The sequence below is a fragment of the Pseudoxanthomonas sp. PXM02 genome (genome assembly GCF_014851805.1).
Classification (GTDB): domain Bacteria; phylum Pseudomonadota; class Gammaproteobacteria; order Xanthomonadales; family Xanthomonadaceae; genus Pseudoxanthomonas_A.
Genome location: NZ_JACVAK010000001.1, coordinates 1,172,193 through 1,190,834, shown reverse-complemented (window position 1 = coordinate 1,190,834; position 18,642 = coordinate 1,172,193). Strand labels below are relative to the sequence as shown.

Below are 18,642 nucleotides of genomic sequence, written 5' to 3'. Positions count from 1 at the left end.
CCGTCAGTCGATGCGGGTGACCTTGGGTTTGGGTATATGGCCTTCAACGCTCAAGTACCAGGCGCCCACCAAGCCGGGCGTGATCACCACGTTGGCATTGGAGATCCGCTTCAGCGAAGTGTATTCGCCTTCTGTAACGCGCCAGCGCTGGCCGTTGGCAAGGGTGATTTCGGTGCCGCGCGACCAGCCACGCAGTTCGCCCACCAGTGTGCTGGCGATGGCGTTGACGCCGTCACCTGCGAAAGAAGCGCCACGCACCCTGGTGGCGCTGTCTTCGCGCGTAGCCTTGACGACCGCCTGCTGGTCTTCGTTGAGCAGGCTGTTGAGCAGGGCCAACTGCCCGCTGCTCAGTTGGTCCAGGCCAGTGGCTTTCATCTGTTCGGCGGACAGCCGTTTTTCGATTGCCACGTAGTCGGCGGCGTTAAGGGGGAGGGCGCTCGCCGACAGCAGGGCGAGCAGCAGAAGGCGGGTCTTCAGGCGCATGGTCATCCTCGGGAAGGGCATTACTTGATGCGGCGGACGGGAGCGGCGGTGTTGTAGCCGTCGATCTTCATGAACCACTTGTTGCCGAAGCGCGACGGCGTGATCTTCACTGCGGGATCCGTGCGGCGCACGCCAGCGAGGGAAACGGCTTCGACCTGTTCCCACACTTGGCCGTTGGCGAGCGTGTACTGGCGACCCTTGGCGAAGCCGTTGAACTCGCCGACGATGGTGCTGGCAATGGGTTCGGCGGTACCGAAGTCGAAGAACCCGCGGGTCTCCTGTTCGACCTCCTTGCGGCCCTCTTGCTTGGCCTGCTCCACCGCCTGTGCGGTCTGCTGGCCGACGCGCTGTTGTAGCCACGCATCAAGTGCGGCGAGTTCGGCGGGGCTCAGCTTGTCCAGGCCGGCGGCCTTGAATTCGCTTTCGCTCATCGCATCGCGCAGCGGCTCGAGCGTGCGTTCCTGGGCGAAGGTGCAGGTGGATGCGACCGCCAGTGCGATGGATAGAAACAAGCGGCTCATCTTCATGGTTGTCCCTTCGGTCGGCTGGCCGGTAGTGTAGTCATTCCGGCGACGCTTGGTCGCCCATCCCCACGGCCATGGTTCCCCCCGTCCACGACATCGCCACGCTGCTGCAACGGCCCGCCCTGCTGGCGCTGCCCGCGCCGTTGCGTCGCGTGCTTGCCGACGCGGCGACACCGGTCCCGGTACACGACGGCATGCCCGATGCCATCGATGTGCTGGCCGACACGCTGGATACGCTGGCGACACTCGGGGCGGATGGCGACGTCATTCTTGCGGCCGTGCTGCACGGATTGCCAGCGCTGCAGCCGGCGTTCGCCGGCGCCGTCGGCAAGCAGGTCCCTGGACTGGCCGATTTGCTGGAAGGGCAGGTGGCCGCCGCCCAGGTCTGGGCGCTGCACGCCGAGCAGACGCGTGGCGTGAACACGGAGGGCCTGCGCCGCCTGCTGCTGGCGATCGTGCGCGACCTGCGCGTGGTGACCATCCTGCTGGCGCGCCAGCTTGCCCGCATGCGCGCCGCGGGGGCGTTACCCGACGCCGAGCGCCAGGCGCTGGCGCGGCTCACGCGCGATATCCATGCCCCGCTGGCGAACCGGCTGGGCATCTGGCAGTTGAAGTGGGAACTGGAAGACCTGGCGTTCCGCTACCTGCAGCCGCAGGTCTACAAGCAGATCGCCACGCAGCTGGACGAGAAGCGGTTGGGGCGCGAGCGCTACATCGGCGCGGTCACCGATGCGTTGCGCGCGGCGCTTGCCGAACACGGGATCGCGGCGGAGGTCAGCGGGCGACCGAAGCACATCTACAGCATCTGGCGGAAGATGCAGCGCAAGCAGGTCGGCTTCGACGAGCTGTACGACCTGCGTGCGGTCCGCATCGCGGTGGACGACGTGGCCGCATGCTACGCCGCGCTGGGCATCGTGCATGCGCTGTGGGTGCCGATTCCCAGCGAGTTTGACGACTACATCGCGCGGCCCAAGGCCAACGACTACCGCTCGCTCCACACCGCCGTGGTCGGTCCGGAAGGCCGCACGCTGGAAGTGCAGATCCGTACGCACGAAATGCATGCGCAGGCCGAACTGGGCGTGGCCGCGCACTGGAAGTACAAGGAAGGCAAGGGCGGCGGCGACGCGTTCGACCGCAAGATCGCCTGGATGCGCCGGCTGCTGGACGGCGCCGCGGAGGGTGCCGGTGGCGAAGGCGCGCTGGCCGGTGAACTGGATGCCGAACTGGTCGAGGACCGGGTCTACGCGCTGACGCCGAAGGGCGAAGTGGTCGACCTGCCGCAGGGAGGCACCGTGCTCGATTTCGCCTACCACGTGCACACCATGGTCGGGCATCGCACGCGCGGCGCGAAGGTCAACGGCCGGATCGTGCCGCTGAACCATGTGCTGCGCAGCGGCGACCGGGTCGAGATACTGACGTCGAAGGAGCCCGAACCGCGTCGCGACTGGCTGCTGCAGGCCAACGGCTTCCTGGCCAGCGGACGCTCGCGCGACAAGGTGCGGGCGTGGTTCCACAAGCTGGACCGCGCGCGCAACCTGCAGGCCGGCCGCGAGCTGCTGGAGAAGGAGCTGAAGCGGTTGGGGCTGCATCACGCCGACCTGTCGGGCGCGGCGAAGAAATTCCATGCCGACAGCGTCGACGAGCTCTACATCCAGGTGGCGCTGGGCGACGTGGGCCCGCACCAGGTCGGGCGCGCGCTGCACGAAGAGCAACGCGCGGCGGCCGAGCCGGAAACACCATCGCTGCCGGTGCTGCGGCCGCCGCGCAAGGTCGCCAAGCCGGGCAAGTCCAAGTTCACCGTGCAGGGCGTGGGCAACCTGCTGGTGCAGCTCGCCAAGTGTTGCCAGCCGGTGCCGGGCGAACCGATCGCCGGCTACCTGACGCGCGTGCGTGGCGTCACCGTGCACCGCACCGACTGCGCGGCGTTCGCGCGATTGGCCGCCACCAGCCCGCAGCGCGTGCTGCCGGTGGAATGGGGCCAGGCCGGCGGGGGTTACGAGGTCGACGTGCAGGTCACCGCGCTCGACCGCAAATGGCTGCTCAAGGACATCACCACGTTGATCGCCCAGGAAGAAGCCAACGTGCTGGACATCAACAGCCAGAGCAACCGCGCCAGCGGTCGCGTGCATCTGCGCCTGCGCCTGAAGGTCGCCGACTTCGGCCAGCTGTCGACGCTGCTGGGCAAGCTCGACGCGTTGCCCGGGGTGGAAGACGCACGACGTTCAGGCTGACTGGTTATGCTGCGGGCGTGACCCGCGAAGACCACCCTGAGGCCGGACGGGGCCGACGCATCGAGCCGCGCATCGACTGGACGCGCGCCGCCGCGCCCGCCGCCGACCGGCACCGCAGTGCGGGTTCCGCATGGCGCGAGCGCCGTTACCTGCGTTGGGTCGTGGCCGTTGCCATCGTCTTTGTCCTGCTCGTCATCGTCCTGCGCCAACCCCTGGCCGACTTGCTGTGGCCGCAGACCCGCGTCCAGGTACTGCTCGACCAGGCGGACCAGGCGCTGCGTGCCGGGCGCCTGGATGCCGACGATGGCAGCGGCGCGCGCCAGCTCTACGAAGCGGCACAGGCGCTGGATACCGATCGTGTCGAAGCTTCCGATGGCCTGCGCCGGGTTGGGCAGGCGGCGTTGCGCTCGGCGGAGACCGCCCTGCGGCAGAACAGCTTCGATGAAGCTCGCGCCCAGTTGGCCCTGGCGCGCGATCTGCAGGTGCCGCGGCCGCAGGCAGAGGCGTTGGCAGCGCGATTGCGTGCACGCGAGGTCGAGCATGCCGGGGTAGATGGTTTGTTGGCGGCGGCCGCACGCGCGCAGGCCGACGAGCATCTGTGGGGCGACGAAAGCGCGGCCCTGCCGCTGTACCAGCGCGTGCTGGCCCTGCAGCCAACCCGCATCGAAGCGCTCGAGGGCAGGGAGGACGCCTTGTCCGACCTGTTGCAGGAGGCGGGCGTCGAATTGCGTCGTGATGAGCTTGGCGAAGCCGCGCGCAGGATCGCGGCGGCGCGCACCTTCGATGCCGGGCATGTCGATCTGCCGCAGGCGGAAGCCGCACTGGTCGCCGCGGTGGATGCTCGGCGCCGCACGGGTGCACGCGATCTGGCACGCGGTCGGCTGGATGCGGCGCGATCCGCGTACGAGGCGGTGCTGGCGGCCGTGCCCGGCGACGGCGCCGCGCAGCAGGGCCTCGAACAGGTCGGCATCGCCCATGCGCGACAGGCGGAACGCGACGCGGGCGATTTCGATTTCGCGCGGGCGCAACGCCAACTGGAGTTCGCTCGCTCGCTGGCACCGCGGTCGCCGCGCGTAGGACAGGCGGAACAGGCCGTGGCGCGTGCGCGCGAGGTGCGTCAGCGCCAGAATGCGGGGCCTTCGCTCACCGCGCGCGAGCGCGAACGGCGCGTCAAGGCGCTGCTTGCACGCATGGCCCAGGCCGAAGCGCAGGGCCATTGGCTGACACCGCCCGGTGAAAGCGCGTACGACACGCTGCGCGCCGCGCAGGCGCTCTCGCCCGACAGCGCCGCGGTGAAGCAGGCCGCGACGCGCCTGCTGCCGTCCGTGCGGGCCTGCTATGAAGAAGAACTGCGGGCCAACCGCGTCCGTCGCGCACAGGCGTGCCGGGAGGCATGGCAGACCCTGCAGCCGCGCGATCCCGCCCTGCCGGATACGCGACGGCAGCTGGCGGAGAAATGGATCGCGGTCGGAACGGAGCGGCTGGGAGCAGGCGACCTGGCGTTCGCCACGGAAGCGCTCGACCAGGCGCGTGCACTGGATGTGCAGGCGGGTGGGTTTGCCGAGTTCGAACAGCGTGTGCAGTCCGCGACGGCGGGTCGAAGCCCCTAGCGTCCCGGGACCAGCGATCGCGCCAGCGCGTCGACCTTCGCGGCGGACGCACGCCAGTGCCAGGGCGCCACCGACGCGATGCCGAGATCCAGGCCCTCGGCGAAGCGGCCGGCAGCCTTGTCCGCGATCAAGTCGCGCAGGCGGTCGGCGATCGGCCCGCTGCGGTTCTCGGTCGACCAGCCACGACGGAGATCGGCCACGAACCGGGCGATTGCATCGTCCGGGTTGCCGAGATGGAGGATCGGGCGGCAGGCGCCCAGGTACTCGTAGATCTTGCCCGGCACCTGGCTGGGATCCGCGTTCCCGATGTTGACCAGCAGATCCGCCTGCCGCTGCAGGTCGAGCGCCTGCGCGTGCGGCAGGAAGCCCAGCACGCGCACCTGGTCCGGGCGCTCGCGGGCGAACTGGACCACGCTGTCGGGCAGGCTGATGGAGGCGATGTTGAGCCGCGCTTCCGGGAGATCGCGAAGTGCTTCCAGCAGCGCCTCCGGCCGGCGGAAGCTGTAGAAGCTGCCGGTGTACAGCAGTTCCAGACGATGGGCACCGAAGGGTGAGTCGCCCGTGGAAACAGGACGATCGCCGGCATGGCCCTGGGTCACCACGGTGACGTTCGCGTGCCGACCATGGCGCTCTGCGAGCAGGGCGGCAGCGGCCGGTGTCGTGACCAGGATGTGGTCTGCGGCATCCGCGACATCACGCTCGAGGTGCAATGCGCGTTTCTGCCATCGAGGTGGCGTGTAGGGCGCCAGCACGGGGTCGCCCAGATCGGCGATCCAGGGCAGTCCACGTCGCTTCGCGCGCAGCCCGAGTTGCAGCGAGGTCGCCGGCTCGTGCGAGCTGATGACCAGATCCGGCGGATCCGTGTCGAGCATCCGGTCGAGCCGGCGCTGCGCCCACGGCAACCACTCGCCGCGGACATCGGGGAACACGATCTTCGCCGCGGCGCCCTGCAGCAGGTCCGACACCGCCTGCTTCCAGCCCTGCCGGCTGGGTGCGTCCGCGGGTGCGATCCGCGCGTCATCCGTAGGGGCGGTCGTCGCAGGGCGCGCGCGACGATGACGCCGTTCGCGGAGTGCCGCCAGGCAGCCGCGGACCGGTCCCGCGAACGTCCGGTTCACCTCGATAGCGTCGGGCAGCGCCGGAAGTCCCACCGACACGCCGCCCAGGTCGATCGTGAGCACGCTCAGGCGATGACCGTGCTCGGACAGGTATCGCGCCAGGTAGACCCAGCGCAACGATTGTGGCGACGGGCTGGGTGGAAACTCGTAGGCGATCAGCAGGATGTGCATCAGGCGGCGCGATCGGGTCGGCGAAGGGCGAGCGTGGCCTGGATCCCGGGGATGGCGGACTCGATCGAGAAATGGCGCCGCACATTCTCGCGGCCGTGCTGCGACAGCAAGGCCCACAGCGTCTCATCGTCCAGCAGCCGTTGCACCGCGTCCGCGAATCCGCTGGCATCGCCTGCCACCAGCACGTCCCGGCCATGCTGCAGATGCATGCCATCGACGGCGCTCGGCGTGGCGACGGTAGGGACGCCGAAGGCCATGTAATGGTTGACCTTCCCTTTCACGCCTGCGCCGAACCTGAGAGGCGCAAGGCCAACGCGGCATGTCTCGAAGAGCGCGCTTACATCGTCCAGCTGACCATGGAAGACGACACTGGGCGGCACGGTGAGGCCGTGCGCCGCCGCGTCCAGACCGCGCCCGACCAGATGCAGTTCGCAGTCAGGCCGGCGATGCAGGATCAGCGGCAGGATGTCGGCCAGTAGCCAGCGGACCCCATCGAGGTTGGGCGGGTGCTGCGCACCGCCCACGAATACAAGCCTTGCGCCGGGCGGCCTGCGATGGGTCGCCGCCGGCAGCAGATGGACGTTCGAAATGACTTCGACGCGCGCTCCCGGTGCGATGTCGTGCAGCAGATCGCGCTCCGCCTCGCTCACCACCCAGGCGACGTCCGCGTCTCGGATGGCGCGCAATTCGTGGCGGCGCGTCGCCTCTGCGGCAGACCGCAATCCTGCATGGTCGCGCAGGCCCGCCTCGCCTTGTTCCCTGACGTGATGGAGATCGACGGTGTCGACGATCTTCAGTGCGCGCGGATGGACACGACGCAGCAACGGGAACCACGACCATGCCAGGTGGTAGCGGCTGACGATGACGGCGTCGTAGCGCGTGCCCTCGCGTGCGAACCACGCTTCGGGCCGCTGTGTGCCGATGTCTGCGCAGCGCACGCCGATGTCCTGCAGGCGTTGTTGTCCCGTCGTACTGGTGTTGCGGGACAGCGGCAGCACGTCGACGCGGTGGCCCATCGCCACGAGCAGGCGCAGCAGATTGAACATCCTCAGCGAACCCGAATCGCGCGAAGGCTCGGGCAGTTGTTCGTCCACCCACAGCACGGACATGGGCTGATCCGTTCGCGGCACGTCGGGCATGTTGGCGTGCGCGACGGCTGACGGCGGGATGGTTGCAGCGGGGGCAACGGCCGTGGCGCGGGAGAGAAGCGCCTTCCATCCCCTGGCGTGCAGCAGGACCCTGGCGCGATGCAGGCGGGACAACGCGTTGTCTAGCTGGTAGCGGAGCAGGGGCGGCACGGGTCTCAGTCTGAATCGATGGATTCCGGCGGCCGGCCATCCCTGGAGGACTGCGCTAGACTCGCCCGAATTCCCATTGTCGCATCCCCTGTGGCCCGCAACGACTACGACGACGAAGCGCTGGACGAAGACGATATCGATGACGGCGAGGGTCCCGGCTGGCGGCAGCGCCTGCTGACGTGGGGCCTGGCCGCGGTGGGCTTGGGCCTGGGATTCATGATTCCGTACACGCTGTACCTGAACCATCAGGTCACCGAGCGTTTCGGCGAACTGCGCTGGCAGATCCCCACCCGCGTCTACGCGCGACCACTGCAGGTCGCACCGGGCCTGGCGATGGATGCGCAGACGCTGAAGACCGAACTGGACGCGGCGGCGTACCGCGATGACGGCGCCGGTGAGCGTCCCGGCACCTACACACGCGAGGGCGGACGCTTCACCATTTCCAGCCGCGGCTACATCGATGTTGATGGACGCGTTGCGCCGCGCAGGCTGCAGGTCAGCCTGTCCGATGGGCGGATCGCGGTGGTGCGCGACCTGGGGCGCAAGCAGAACCTCAAGGCGGCGCGGCTGGATCCGGCGCGCATCGCCACGCTGTACGGACAGAAGCAGGAAGAGCGCCGGCTGGTGCGGCTGGAGGAAGTGCCGGAACTGCTCGTCACCGGCCTGCAGGCGGTCGAGGACCGCGATTTCAAGGACCACCATGGCATCGACCTGTCGGGCATGGCGCGCGCGGCCTGGCTGCTGGTGCGCTCGGGCGGCGACACCAAACAGGGCGCCAGTACGCTGACCCAGCAGCTCGCACGCAGCGGTCTGCTCGGCATCGGCAAGGAACAGACGCCGACGCGCAAGTTCAATGAGATCCTGTATGCGCTGATCCTGGAAGCGCGTTACGACAAGCGCACCATCCTGGAGGCTTACTTCAACCAGGTGGACCTGGGCCAGCGTGGCAGCCAGGCGATCCACGGTGTCGCGTCGGGTGCAGAGTTCTGGTTCGGCCGTGACCTGGACAGCTTGACCACGGAACAGGTTGCATTGCTGATTGGCCTGGTGAAGGGCCCTTCCTGGTACAACCCGAGGCGGAATCCCGAGCGCGCCACCGAGCGTCGCGATTACGTACTCTCCAAGCTGCACGAAACCGGCCTGATCGACGACGCCGAGTACAAGCGCGCACGCGCCGCACCGCTGGGCGTGACCAAGACGCCGGGCATGGCCGCCGCCAACCGTTTCCCCGCCTACGTGGATCTGGTACGCCGCCAGCTGGCGCGCGACTACCCCGAGAGCGCACTGCAGGGCGCCGGCCTGACCGTGCTCACCGGCATGTCGCCGTCGGCACAGGCCTACGCGGAAGCGTCGGTGACGCGCACGATCAAGGCGCTGGAGAACAAGCGCCGTCCGCCGCTGCAAGCCGGCATGGTGGTGACCGATGTGCATGACGGCGACGTGCTGGCCGTGGTCGGCAGCCGCAACGTGTCCGAAGTCGGCTTCAACCGGGCGGTGGAAGCGCAGCGCCCGGTCGGCTCGCTGCTCAAGCCGTTCGTCTACCTGCTGGCGCTGGCGCAGCCGGACCAGTACTCGCTGGCGTCTTGGGTCGATGATTCGCCGGTGACCGTGCAGCTCGGCAAGAACCGGCGCTGGACACCGGCCAACGCCGACCGCCGCAGCCATGGCACCGTGCGCCTGGTCGATGCGCTGGCGCGGTCCTACAACCAGGCCACCGTGCGGGTGGGCATGAAGGTCGAACCGGATCGGCTGGCCCAGCTGATCCGCGTGCTGGCCGGCATCCAGGCCGAACCGAACCCGGCGTTGATCCTGGGCTCCACGGACCAGAGCCCGTACGCGATGGCGCAGCTGTACCAGTTCCTTGCTTCCGGCGGCGAGATCCAGCCGCTGCACGCGGTGCGTGGCGTGCTCGATCCCGAGGGCAAGCTGCTCAAGCGCTACGACAAGACGCCGGCACCGGCACAGGAAGGCGATTCCATCGCCGCCAACCTGATCACGGTGGCGTTGCAGCAGGTCGTATCCAACGGCACCGGGCGCCAGTTGATCGGCGACGGCCTGGGCCGGCTGCAGTCCGCAGGCAAGACCGGCACCAGCAACGACAGCCGCGACAGCTGGTACGCCGGCTACACCGGCGATCACCTGGCGGTGGTGTGGATGGGTAACGACCAGAACGAACAGACCGGCCTGTACGGCGGTACCGGTGCGATGCGCGTGTGGTCGGGCCTGTTCGCACGGTTGCCGAGCGCGCCGCTGAAGGTGTCGGGCAAGGGCCTGGACTGGCAGTGGGTGGTCGGCGCCAACAGCACCGACGCCAGTTGCCCCGAAGCGCGCCAGTTGCCGTTCGTGACCGGCTTCGCACCGGCGTATGCGCCCTGCGTGGTCGAGCAACCGCCAATCGAAGGCGAAGAATCGGAAGGCGGCGGTTGGCGCAGCTGGTTCGGCCTTGACCGCAAGGAAGAGGCCGCACCGCCGCCGCAGGAAACTCCCCCGCCGCAACAGCCATGATGATGAAGTCCGCCTTTCCCCTGTTTCTCGTGATCCTGCTGGCCGGTTGCGTCTCTGCGCCCGTGCCCGAGGCCCCTGTCGCGCACGACCCGGTGACGCCGGAGCAGCGCGTTGCCGCGATCCACGCGGCATCCGGTGATGACGATCGCGAACTTGCCGTGCAGCCGCTGCGCGATCCGCAGGTCGAGGACCTGAGGGAGACCGCGCAGCAGGCGCGTGCATCGCGCAACTTCGCGGCGGCCGCGGATGCTTTGAACCAGGCGCTGCTGCTGGTGCCGGAAGATCCCGCCGTGCTGCAGGAGCGTGCCGAAGTCGCGCTGCTGCAGGCCGACTACGCGCGTGCCGATACGCTGGCGCAGCGTGCCTTCCAGCTGGGTTCGCAGGTGGGGCCGCTGTGCCGCCAGCATTGGGAGACCGTGCGCCAGGTGCGCCAGCACGAGTTGGCGGTGCAGCCGTCGCTGCCGGCACGCCATACGCCGGAAGACGCCGCGCAGCACGCCGCGCGTGCCGCGACCGCGCAGGCCGCCATCGCCGAGGCGGAAAGCAAGCGCGATGCCTGCACGGTGCCGGTGATCCAGCGCATGTGAGGCGCATGCCGCGTCCGCCGTGACGCGGTACCCTTGCCGTTGTACGCCGCCTTCCGTTTTCCCGATGTCCCAGCTCGCCCAGGCCAGCCGCGACGCCCTCAGCGAGGGTGGTGCACTGGCGGAACGCCTTGATGCCTTTGCGCCCCGCGACGCCCAGCAGCGTCTGACCGCGGCGATCGCCGACGCCTTCGACGCGCGCGACGTGCTGCTCGCCGAGGCCGGCACGGGTACCGGCAAGACCTTCGCTTACTTGGTGCCCGCGCTGCTGTCCGGGCTTAAAACCATCGTGTCCACCGGCACGCGTGCGTTGCAGGACCAGCTGTACCACCGTGACCTGCCGCGCGTGCGCGACGCGCTCGGCGTGGCCGGACTGAAGTCGGCGTTGCTGAAAGGGCGCAGCAACTATCTGTGCCGCTACCGCCTGAACCAGGCCAAGGGCGATCCGCAAGCGCTGCGCACCACCTTCACCAGCCGCGAGCAGGTGGACCAGTTCCAGCGCATCGTCGCGTGGGGCGGGCGCACGAAGTTCGGCGACATGGCCGAACTGGCGGCGCTGCCGGACGACTCGCCATTGCTGCCGCTGGTCACGTCGACGATCGACAACTGCCTGGGCAGCGAGTGCCCGTTCTGGGACGACTGTTTCGTGGTGCAGGCGCGCCAGCGCGCACAGGCGGCGGACATCGTGGTGGTCAACCACCATCTGTTGCTCGCGGACCTGGCGCTGAAGCAGGAAGGGTTCGGCGAGATCCTGCCCGGCGCGCAGGCGTTCGTCATCGACGAGGCGCACCAGCTGCCCGAACTGGCCGCCAATTTCTTCGGCGAAGGCTTCGGCATGCGCCCGCTGCAGGAACTGGCACGCGATTGCCTGACCGAATCGAAGGATGCAGCCGGCGCACTGTCGGCCTTGCAGCCGCCCGTGCGCGCGCTGGAGCAGGCGTTGCGCGAACTGCGCGCGGCGATGGAAGGCCTGCCGGCGCGTGGCACGCGCGAGCGGCTGCTGGCGAAGCCGGAGGTCACCGCTGGTTTCGACACGCTCGCCCACGCGCTGGATGACCTCTCGGCCGCCCTCGCGCCACTGGTCGAGGCCTCGCTGGGGTTGGAGGCGTGCGCTGCCAGGGCGAAGGAGTTCGGCACACGGCTGTCGCGCTGGTATGCAGCGCCGGCGGCAGGAGCGTTTGACGACGATGCCTCTTCACAGTCTGCCGACGATGCCAGCGACGTCCTCTGGTACGAACTGACGCCGCGCGCGTTCCGCTGCCAGCGCACGCCACTCGATGTGTCCGGTCCGCTGCGCCAGCACCGCGAGCAGTCGCGTGCAGCGTGGGTGTTCACCTCGGCCACGCTCGCGGTCGGTGGGCGCTTCGACCATCTCGCCGTGCGGTTGGGTCTGGAGGATCCGCCCACGCTGCTGCAACCCAGTCCGTTCGACTGGCCGCAGCAGGCGCTGTGCTACCTGCCCACCGGGCTGCCTGATCCGAATGCGCCCGGCTACGGCGCGGAACTGATCGCGACACTGCGGCCCGTGCTGGAAGCATCGCAGGGACGCGCCTTCCTGCTGTTCGCTTCGCATCGCGCGCTGCGTGAAGCGGCGGAAGCGCTGCGCGGCGGGCCATGGCCGCTGTTCGTGCAGGGCGAGGCGCCGCGCGGCACGCTGCTGCAGCGGTTCCGCGAATCCGGCAACGGCGTGCTGCTGGGCGCTGCGAGTTTCCGCGAAGGCGTCGACGTGGTTGGTGACGCGTTGAGCGTGGTCGTGGTGGACAAGCTGCCGTTCGCCGCGCCTGACGATCCGGTCTTCGAGGCGCGGCTGGAAGCGGTGCGTCGCGCGGGCGGCAATCCGTTCCGCGACGAGCAGCTGCCGCAGGCGGTGATCGCGCTGAAGCAGGCCGTCGGCCGGCTGATCCGCAGCGAGACCGATCGCGGTGTGCTGGTGCTGTGCGACCCGCGCCTGACCGGCAAGCCTTACGGGCGCGTGTTTCTCGATTCGCTCCCGCCGTTCCGGCGCACGCAACGCGTACAGGATGTGCAGCGCTTCTTCGGCGCTGAGGTCGAAGAGGTCGCCGCACCGCCGGCAAGAGCCAAGGACGCTGACGACTGGTTCGCCGATGCCCGTTTCTGATCGCCTGCCACCACACCGTTTAAGCTAGCCCCCTCCCTGCACCTGCCCACCCCATGAAGCTGCTCGCCTTCGAAACCGCCACCGAGGCCTGTTCCATCGCCATCTACGTCGATGGCGAGGTGCGCGAGCGTTTCGAGGTCGCGCCACGTCGGCACGCCGAACTCGCGTTGCCGTGGGCCGAGCAGTTGCTGGCGGACGCGGGCATCGCACGTGCGCAGCTCGATGCGATCGCGCTGAGTCGCGGTCCGGGCGCCTTCACCGGTGTGCGTCTGGCCATCGCGCTGGCACAGGGCATCGCGCTGGCGCTGGATCGTCCGCTGGTGCCTGTGTCCACGCTCGCCGTGCTGGCGTCGCAGGTGCCGCCACCGCGCGCGGTGGCGGGCGAGGGTGGCTGCGATGTCGGCGCTGCCCATCCCATCCTGGCGGCCATCGATGCGCGCATGGGCGAGGTCTACGCGGGCACCTTCGTGCACCGCGGCGATCGCCTGGAGGCGACGTCGGAAGAAGCCGTGATCGCGCCCGCCGACTACGTGCTTGCCGGCGACGATGCCGGCTGGATCGGCGTGGGCACCGGGTTCGCGGCCACCGAGGGCGTACTCGCCACGCGCCTGCAGCCGCGCTTCACCCGCATCGACGCACAGGCCCTGCCGCACGCGGCGGATCTCGTCCGTCTTGCGGCCGCGGCCTTCAGCCGTGGCGAGATGGTCGCGCCGGAGTTCGTCGAGCCGGCCTACCTGCGCAACAACGTCGCGCTGACCCTGGAAGAACAGAAAGCCCTGCGCGCCTCGCGCTGAATCGGGCCGGCGCTACTCGTCGCGGACTTCACCGCCCGGCAGGAAGCGCCAGGTGCGGGTGACGTGCAGGATGTCCACGTTCTCGGCGGTTTCCGGCAGCGGCGGGAACGGCGAAGACAGCTGCACGATGCGCTGTGCGGTGGAGTCCAGCAGCGGCACGCCGCTGGACTGGATGATGCGCGTCTGCTCCACGGTGCCGTCGCGGCGCACGGCCACGCTGATCACCAGCGTCCCCGCCAGGCGCTTGCGGCGTGCTTCGTCCGGGTAGTTGAGGTTGCCCACGCGCTCGGCGCGGTCCACCCACGCGCGCAGATAGTTCGCGTAGACGTATTCCTTGGTGCTGGCCGAGACGAACTTGCGCTTCGGCCGCTTGGCGTAGAGCTCCGAGCGCAGGTGGTACTCGGCGGCCAGGCGCGCCATCTCGGCGTCGCGCTGCACCTTCTGCTCGCCCTGCGGCAGATCGGGCTGGTCGGGTTGCGGGCGTGCTTCCGGCGTGGGCGTGCTGACCTCGCTGTCACGGGTGGTGACCACGCGGCTTTCTGTCGGCGGCACCGGCGCCGTGGTCTGCGCACGCAGCGGCTGCGGCGCCAGCCCGGTGTCGGGTTGCGGAATCCAGCCGGCCTGGCTGTCGCGCGGGCGCCGGGCCTGGTCGCTCTCGCCGCCACCCTCCTGGTTGGCCGCGGCCAGGAAGTCGGCTTCCTTCGGCGTCAGCGGCGTACTGGTCTGGCTGAGGATCACGTCCAGCGTCGGCATCACCGGCGCGGCGTCGTCCAGGGCGAAGCCCACGCCCAGCACCAGCAATCCGTGCACAATCAGCGACAGCGCCAGCGTGGCGCCGAGGCGTTCGTTCGCGCCGATCTTCGGCGGTTGGACCGGGACCGCCGACATCTCAGGCCAGCTTCTTCTCGATGACGTCGAACAGCTGGCCCGCGATGTTCAGGCCGAACTGCGCGTCCAGTTCGCGCACGCAGGTGGGACTGGTGACGTTGACCTCGGTCAGGTAGTCGCCGATCACGTCCAGGCCGACAAACAGCATGCCGCGGCGCTTCATTTCCGGGCCGACCTGCGCGGCGATCCAGCGGTCGCGCTCGCTCAGCGGGCGGCCTTCGCCGCGACCGCCGGCCGCCAGGTTGCCGCGGAACTCGTCGCCCTGCGGGATGCGGGCGAGGGCGTAGTCCACCGGTTCGCCGTCGACCAGCAGCACGCGCTTGTCGCCGTCCTTGATACCGGGGATGAAGCGCTGGGCGAGGGTCTGGCTGCCGTGGCCGATCAGCGTTTCCAGGATGACGTTGGTATTGGGGTCGCCGGCCTTCACGCGGAAGATCGAGCGGCCGCCCATGCCGTCCAGTGGCTTCAGCACCGCTTCGCCGTGCTCGGCGACGAACGCCTTCAGCGCGGCCGGGTCCCGGCTCACCAGGGTCGGCGGGCAGCACTGCGGGAACAGCAGCGCGGCAAGCTTCTCGTTGAAATCGCGCAGGCCCTGCGGGTCGTTGACGATCAGCGCGCCGGCCTGCTGCGCGATGCCCAGCACGTGGGTGTCGTAGAGGTACTGGTCGTCGACCGGCGGGTCCTTGCGCATCAGCACGACCTGGCCGGGGCCGAAGTCCAGCGTGCGGGTATCGCCCAGGCTGAACCAGCCGGCCTTGTCGTCCTTCACGGTCAGGGGCGCCACCTCGGCTTGCGCCACGCCGTCGCGCAGCGACAGCCGGCCGGGCACCACGTAAAGCAGGCGGTGGCCGCGCCGCTGGGCTTCCAGCAGCATGGCGAAAGTGGTGTCCTTGGCGATCTTGATGGACCCGATGGGGTCCATGACGACGACGACGTCCAGCGGCATGGGGGAGTGGTTCTGCAGGAGACCGCGCGATGGTATCAGGGCGCGCTCGCCGGCCGTCCCCGGCACCGATGGAACGCGCTGTCGCCGGTGCCGCCGCAAACTGCGACGCAGTTCGCATCATCCTGTTCATCGGAAGGGCGGTCGGTGCTGCGGCTTGACAGTGCGCGCCGGGATAGGGGATATAGGCAGCAACGCAGCGGGGCCGGTTCGTCAATGAAGCCGCGCGCGCATGGGGAAATCAGGTAATGACGCAGAACGAAGGCCAGGCCGGTGGACTCCACGGCCTACGGGTCATGGTGATCGATGACTCGAAAACCATCCGCCGCACCGCAGAGACCCTGCTGAAACGCGAGGGTTGCGAAGTCGTGACCGCGACGGACGGATTCGAGGCCCTGGCCAAGATCGCCGACCAGCAGCCGCAGATCATTTTCGTGGACATCATGATGCCGCGCCTGGACGGGTATCAGACCTGTGCGCTGATCAAGAACAACCAGGTGTTCAAGTCCACGCCGGTCATCATGCTGTCGTCCAAGGACAGCCTGTTCGACAAGGCGCGCGGGCGCATCGTCGGCTCGGAGCAGTACCTGACCAAGCCGTTCACGCGCGAGGAACTCCTCGACGCCATCCGCGCCCACGTCAGCACCTGAGGGGCTGGCGCCATGGTGATCATTCGCACTGAGTGCACAGGGGGCGGGCGATGATCCGCACACCGTTCGATACGCTGGCCGAATACGAGCGTCGCAGCCTGGCGCACGCCGTGGTGCAGCCGGCGCGCGAAATCGCGCAGGACCAGTACCGAGGCGTCGGTTACCGCGTCGGCAAGCGCCGGCTGATTTCCAACTTCGGGGAAGTGGTGGAAATCGTGCCGATGCCGCCGGTCACGCCGGTGCCGGGCGCGCATCCGTGGCTGCTGGGGATCGGCAACCTGCGCGGCAACCTGTTTCCGGTCGTGGACCTGAAGCAGTTCCTCGAAGGCGAGCGCACCGTCCTGCACGAGGGCCAGCGCGTGCTGGTCATGCGCCAGGCCGGCGGCGACGTCGCGCTGACCATCGACGAGCTTTACGGGCAGCGCAGCTTCCACGAATCGCAGCAGGTCGAGCCGGGGGATCTGGCGGACGGCCGCTACGGGCATTTCATCGATCGCGCTTTCGCCAGCGACGATCAGCGGTGGGGCGTTTTTGCGCTGGGGTTGTTGGCGCGCACGCCCGAATTCCGCCAGACCGCGCTCTGAGCGCGGACGACAAGAACAATCAGGGGTTGAACGATGAGCACTGCGACGGATTCTCCTAGCGCCGGCAAGGTCGGCAGTTTCGGCAACAATTTCTGGCTGTTGCTGCTGGCGCTGTCGGTGCTGGTCTTCGGTGCCAACACCGGTGTGGCCACCTACCAGGGCAGTCGCCTGTCGGGTGCCAGCACCGGCGCATCGGACATGCGCGTGCTGTCGCAACAGCTGGCCAACCAGGGCCGTGAGGCCGTGGCCGGCAACGCCGAGGCGTTCAAGGCGTTCAAGGAAACCAAGCAGTCGGTCGAGTCCACCGTGTCCGACCTGCAGAACCGCTTCGGCAACGAAGGCGCCATCTCCGGTCCGCTGGCCAAGCTGAGCACCACCTGGTCGCCGCTGGGCAAGAACGCCGACCAGATCGTTGCCTCCGAAGCCGCCGTGCTGGCGCTGGCCGGCAACGCCGACCGCTTCGCCACGCAGGTGCCCAGCCTGCAGGCGCAGCTCAACGAGGTCGTGCGCGCCATGTCCGCGGGCGGTGCGCCGTCCTCGCAGATCTACAGCGCGCTGCAGCAGGTCGTGCTGGCAGGCACCATGGCCCGCCGCGTGACTGAAATCCGCGCCGGTGGCGCGGGCGCCGCCACTGCGGGCGACGCGCTGGGCCGTGATGCCGTGCTGTTCGGCCAGGTGCTGGAAGGCCTGCGCGACGGCAACCCGGACCTGGGCATCGCGCCGGTCCGCAACGCCGCCGCGTTGGCCGCGCTGCAGAACTCGCAGACCCTGTGGACCGCGATGAAGAAGGACCTGGACGCGATCCTGGCCAGCTCGCGCAATCTGTTCGCCGCGCAGTCCGCGGCGGCCGCGTTGACCAACGGCTCGGGCCAGATGCTCCAGGACAGCACCAACCTGTTCCAGGCGTTCTCGGCCTTCGGTTCGGTGCGCGACACGCGCCTGTTCCCTAACTTCTGGCTGGGCATCGCGTCCGGTATCGCGGCGCTGATCTCGATCATCGGCTTGCTGTACTCGCTGTACCGTACCCGCCAGCGCGAGCAGGAAACGCGTTACCAGACGCAGGTGGAATACAACAGCCGCAACCAGCAGGCGATCATGCGGCTGCTGGACGAAATCTCCTCGCTGGGTGAAGGCGACCTGACGGTGAAGGCCTCGGTGACCGAGGACATGACGGGCGCCATCGCGGACGCCATCAACTACGCCGTGGACGAACTGCGCAACCTGGTGACCACGATCAACGACACCTCGGTGCAGGTGGCGGCGTCGACCCAGGAAACCCAGGCCACCGCGCTGCAGCTGGCGGAAGCCGCCGGCCACCAGGCCGACCAGATCACCACCGCGTCCGACCGCATCAGCGAAATCGCGACCAGCATCGACCAGGTGTCGAAGAACTCCACCGAGTCGGCCGAAGTGGCGCAGCGCTCGGTGCAGATCGCGACCGAGGGTGCCGGCGTGGTGCGCGAGACGATCCGCGGCATGGACCAGATCCGCGACCAGATCCAGGAAACCTCCAAGCGCATCAAGCGCCTGGGCGAGTCCTCGCAGGAAATCGGCTCGGTCGTGGAACTGATCAACGACATTTCCGAGCAGACCAACATCCTGGCGCTCAACGCGGCCGTGCAGGCGGCTTCGGCCGGTGAAGCAGGTCGCGGTTTCGCGGTCGTGGCCGACGAAGTGCAGCGCCTCGCCGAACGCACCTCGGGCGCGACGCGCCGCATCGAATCGCTGGTGCAGACCATTCAGGCCGATACCAACGAAGCGGTCAGCTCGATGGAGCAGACGACCGCGGAAGTGGTGTCCGGTGCACGCCTGGCCGAGGACGCGGGTACCGCGCTGGGCGAGATCGAGCGCGTGTCGAACGACCTCAACAACCTGATTAAGGGCATCTCCAGCGCCGCGCAGCAGCAGTCGTCGGCGGCACTCGACATCACCCAGACGATGGGCGTGATCCGCCAGATCACCTCGCAGACCTCGTTGGGTGCTGGACAGACCGCCGAGTCCATCGGTCACCTGGCGCAGTTGGCCGCGGACCTGCGCCGCTCGGTCGCCGACTTCAAGCTGCCGGGCTGAGGACGGGACGCACTGCATGAACTTCCTACGCCATCCCGCCTGCCAGCAGCGCAAGGCTGACGGTCCTGCC

The 18,642-nt window shown here is 68.8% G+C and carries 15 protein-coding genes; 9 read left to right on the top strand and 6 right to left on the bottom strand.

Annotated elements, in window-relative coordinates; all coding sequences use genetic code 11:
• Positions 1 to 3: 3 nt before the first annotated feature.
• Positions 4 to 483, bottom strand: coding sequence for a hypothetical protein (locus tag IB225_RS05780; RefSeq protein ID WP_192310240.1), 480 nt, complete (start codon positions 481 to 483; stop codon positions 4 to 6).
• 20 nt (positions 484 to 503) lie between these two features.
• Positions 504 to 1,010: a hypothetical protein gene (locus IB225_RS05775; protein WP_192310239.1), complete on the bottom strand. Its 507-nt coding sequence runs from the start codon at positions 1,008 to 1,010 to the stop codon at positions 504 to 506.
• A gap of 71 nt (positions 1,011 to 1,081) precedes the next feature.
• On the opposite strand from IB225_RS05775, the gene IB225_RS05770 reads away from it, so the two are divergent.
• Entirely contained in the window at positions 1,082 to 3,238 is a 2,157-nt protein-coding gene (locus IB225_RS05770; RefSeq protein WP_192310238.1) for a bifunctional (p)ppGpp synthetase/guanosine-3',5'-bis(diphosphate) 3'-pyrophosphohydrolase, read from the top strand.
• A gap of 17 nt (positions 3,239 to 3,255) precedes the next feature.
• On the top strand, positions 3,256 to 4,848 hold the full coding sequence (locus IB225_RS05765; RefSeq protein WP_345776572.1) for a hypothetical protein: 1,593 nt from the start codon (positions 3,256 to 3,258) through the stop codon (positions 4,846 to 4,848).
• Here IB225_RS05765 and IB225_RS05760 read toward each other — a convergent pair.
• Both IB225_RS05760 and IB225_RS05755 read right to left on the bottom strand, forming a co-directional pair.
• Positions 4,845 to 6,137, bottom strand: coding sequence for a glycosyltransferase (locus tag IB225_RS05760; protein WP_192310237.1), 1,293 nt, complete (start codon positions 6,135 to 6,137; stop codon positions 4,845 to 4,847). The two genes, IB225_RS05765 and IB225_RS05760, sit on opposite strands and share 4 nt — an antisense overlap.
• Positions 6,137 to 7,246: a glycosyltransferase family 4 protein gene (locus IB225_RS05755; RefSeq protein ID WP_192310236.1), complete on the bottom strand. Its 1,110-nt coding sequence runs from the start codon at positions 7,244 to 7,246 to the stop codon at positions 6,137 to 6,139. Before IB225_RS05755 ends, IB225_RS05760 begins: the two co-directional genes overlap by 1 nt.
• A gap of 279 nt (positions 7,247 to 7,525) precedes the next feature.
• Between IB225_RS05755 and mrcB the strand changes: the two genes are divergently transcribed.
• The 4 genes from mrcB to tsaB all read left to right on the top strand — a co-directional run bounded on the left by mrcB (position 7,526) and on the right by tsaB (position 13,437).
• Positions 7,526 to 9,940 (top strand): penicillin-binding protein 1B, encoded by a 2,415-nt coding sequence (gene mrcB / locus IB225_RS05750; RefSeq protein WP_345776571.1) that lies wholly within the window; start codon positions 7,526 to 7,528, stop codon positions 9,938 to 9,940.
• Entirely contained in the window at positions 9,937 to 10,527 is a 591-nt protein-coding gene (locus IB225_RS05745) for a hypothetical protein (RefSeq protein WP_192310234.1), read from the top strand. Before mrcB ends, IB225_RS05745 begins: the two co-directional genes overlap by 4 nt.
• A 64-nt stretch (positions 10,528 to 10,591) precedes the next feature.
• Positions 10,592 to 12,643 carry an ATP-dependent DNA helicase gene (locus IB225_RS05740; RefSeq protein ID WP_192310233.1) on the top strand — a complete coding sequence of 684 codons (2,052 nt, stop codon included), beginning with the start codon at positions 10,592 to 10,594 and terminating at the stop codon, positions 12,641 to 12,643.
• Positions 12,644 to 12,696: 53 nt separating this feature from the next.
• Positions 12,697 to 13,437 carry a tRNA (adenosine(37)-N6)-threonylcarbamoyltransferase complex dimerization subunit type 1 TsaB gene (gene tsaB / locus IB225_RS05735; protein WP_192310232.1) on the top strand — a complete coding sequence of 247 codons (741 nt, stop codon included), beginning with the start codon at positions 12,697 to 12,699 and terminating at the stop codon, positions 13,435 to 13,437.
• A gap of 12 nt (positions 13,438 to 13,449) precedes the next feature.
• Here the strand turns inward: tsaB and IB225_RS05730 are convergent, their stop codons facing one another.
• The gene (locus IB225_RS05730) at positions 13,450 to 14,325 is read right to left on the bottom strand and encodes an energy transducer TonB (protein WP_192310231.1); all 876 of its coding nucleotides are present in this window, start codon (positions 14,323 to 14,325) and stop codon (positions 13,450 to 13,452) included.
• Between the two features lies 1 nt (position 14,326).
• Positions 14,327 to 15,271: a glutathione synthase gene (gene gshB, locus IB225_RS05725; RefSeq protein ID WP_192310230.1), complete on the bottom strand. Its 945-nt coding sequence runs from the start codon at positions 15,269 to 15,271 to the stop codon at positions 14,327 to 14,329.
• Positions 15,272 to 15,516: 245 nt separating this feature from the next.
• On the opposite strand from gshB, the gene IB225_RS05720 reads away from it, so the two are divergent.
• The 3 genes from IB225_RS05720 to IB225_RS05710 are packed head-to-tail and all read left to right on the top strand — an operon-like array spanning position 15,517 to position 18,572.
• Positions 15,517 to 15,918: a response regulator gene (locus IB225_RS05720; RefSeq protein WP_055940451.1), complete on the top strand. Its 402-nt coding sequence runs from the start codon at positions 15,517 to 15,519 to the stop codon at positions 15,916 to 15,918.
• Between the two features lie 53 nt (positions 15,919 to 15,971).
• The gene (locus tag IB225_RS05715; RefSeq protein WP_192310860.1) at positions 15,972 to 16,502 is read left to right on the top strand and encodes a chemotaxis protein CheW; all 531 of its coding nucleotides are present in this window, start codon (positions 15,972 to 15,974) and stop codon (positions 16,500 to 16,502) included.
• 33 nt (positions 16,503 to 16,535) lie between these two features.
• A complete protein-coding gene (locus IB225_RS05710; protein ID WP_192310229.1) occupies positions 16,536 to 18,572 on the top strand; it encodes a methyl-accepting chemotaxis protein in 2,037 nt (678 codons plus the stop codon).
• The last annotated feature ends 70 nt before the right edge of the window (positions 18,573 to 18,642 follow it).

What these genes read in the sequence shown, in the direction of transcription:
- IB225_RS05775 (WP_192310239.1), bottom strand. Translation starts at nt 1,010, where the DNA reads ATGAAGATGAGCCGCTTGTTTCTATCCATCGCACTGGCGGTCGCATCC.
- IB225_RS05745 (WP_192310234.1), top strand. Translation starts at nt 9,937, where the DNA reads ATGATGATGAAGTCCGCCTTTCCCCTGTTTCTCGTGATCCTGCTGGCC.
- gshB (WP_192310230.1), bottom strand. Translation starts at nt 15,271, where the DNA reads ATGCCGCTGGACGTCGTCGTCGTCATGGACCCCATCGGGTCCATCAAG.
- IB225_RS05710 (WP_192310229.1), top strand. Translation starts at nt 16,536, where the DNA reads ATGAGCACTGCGACGGATTCTCCTAGCGCCGGCAAGGTCGGCAGTTTC.
- IB225_RS05770 (WP_192310238.1), top strand. Translation starts at nt 1,082, where the DNA reads ATGGTTCCCCCCGTCCACGACATCGCCACGCTGCTGCAACGGCCCGCC.
- IB225_RS05780 (WP_192310240.1), bottom strand. Translation starts at nt 483, where the DNA reads ATGCGCCTGAAGACCCGCCTTCTGCTGCTCGCCCTGCTGTCGGCGAGC.
- IB225_RS05760 (WP_192310237.1), bottom strand. Translation starts at nt 6,137, where the DNA reads ATGCACATCCTGCTGATCGCCTACGAGTTTCCACCCAGCCCGTCGCCA.
- IB225_RS05730 (WP_192310231.1), bottom strand. Translation starts at nt 14,325, where the DNA reads ATGTCGGCGGTCCCGGTCCAACCGCCGAAGATCGGCGCGAACGAACGC.
- tsaB (WP_192310232.1), top strand. Translation starts at nt 12,697, where the DNA reads ATGAAGCTGCTCGCCTTCGAAACCGCCACCGAGGCCTGTTCCATCGCC.
- IB225_RS05740 (WP_192310233.1), top strand. Translation starts at nt 10,592, where the DNA reads ATGTCCCAGCTCGCCCAGGCCAGCCGCGACGCCCTCAGCGAGGGTGGT.
- IB225_RS05720 (WP_055940451.1), top strand. Translation starts at nt 15,517, where the DNA reads ATGACGCAGAACGAAGGCCAGGCCGGTGGACTCCACGGCCTACGGGTC.
- IB225_RS05755 (WP_192310236.1), bottom strand. Translation starts at nt 7,246, where the DNA reads ATGTCCGTGCTGTGGGTGGACGAACAACTGCCCGAGCCTTCGCGCGAT.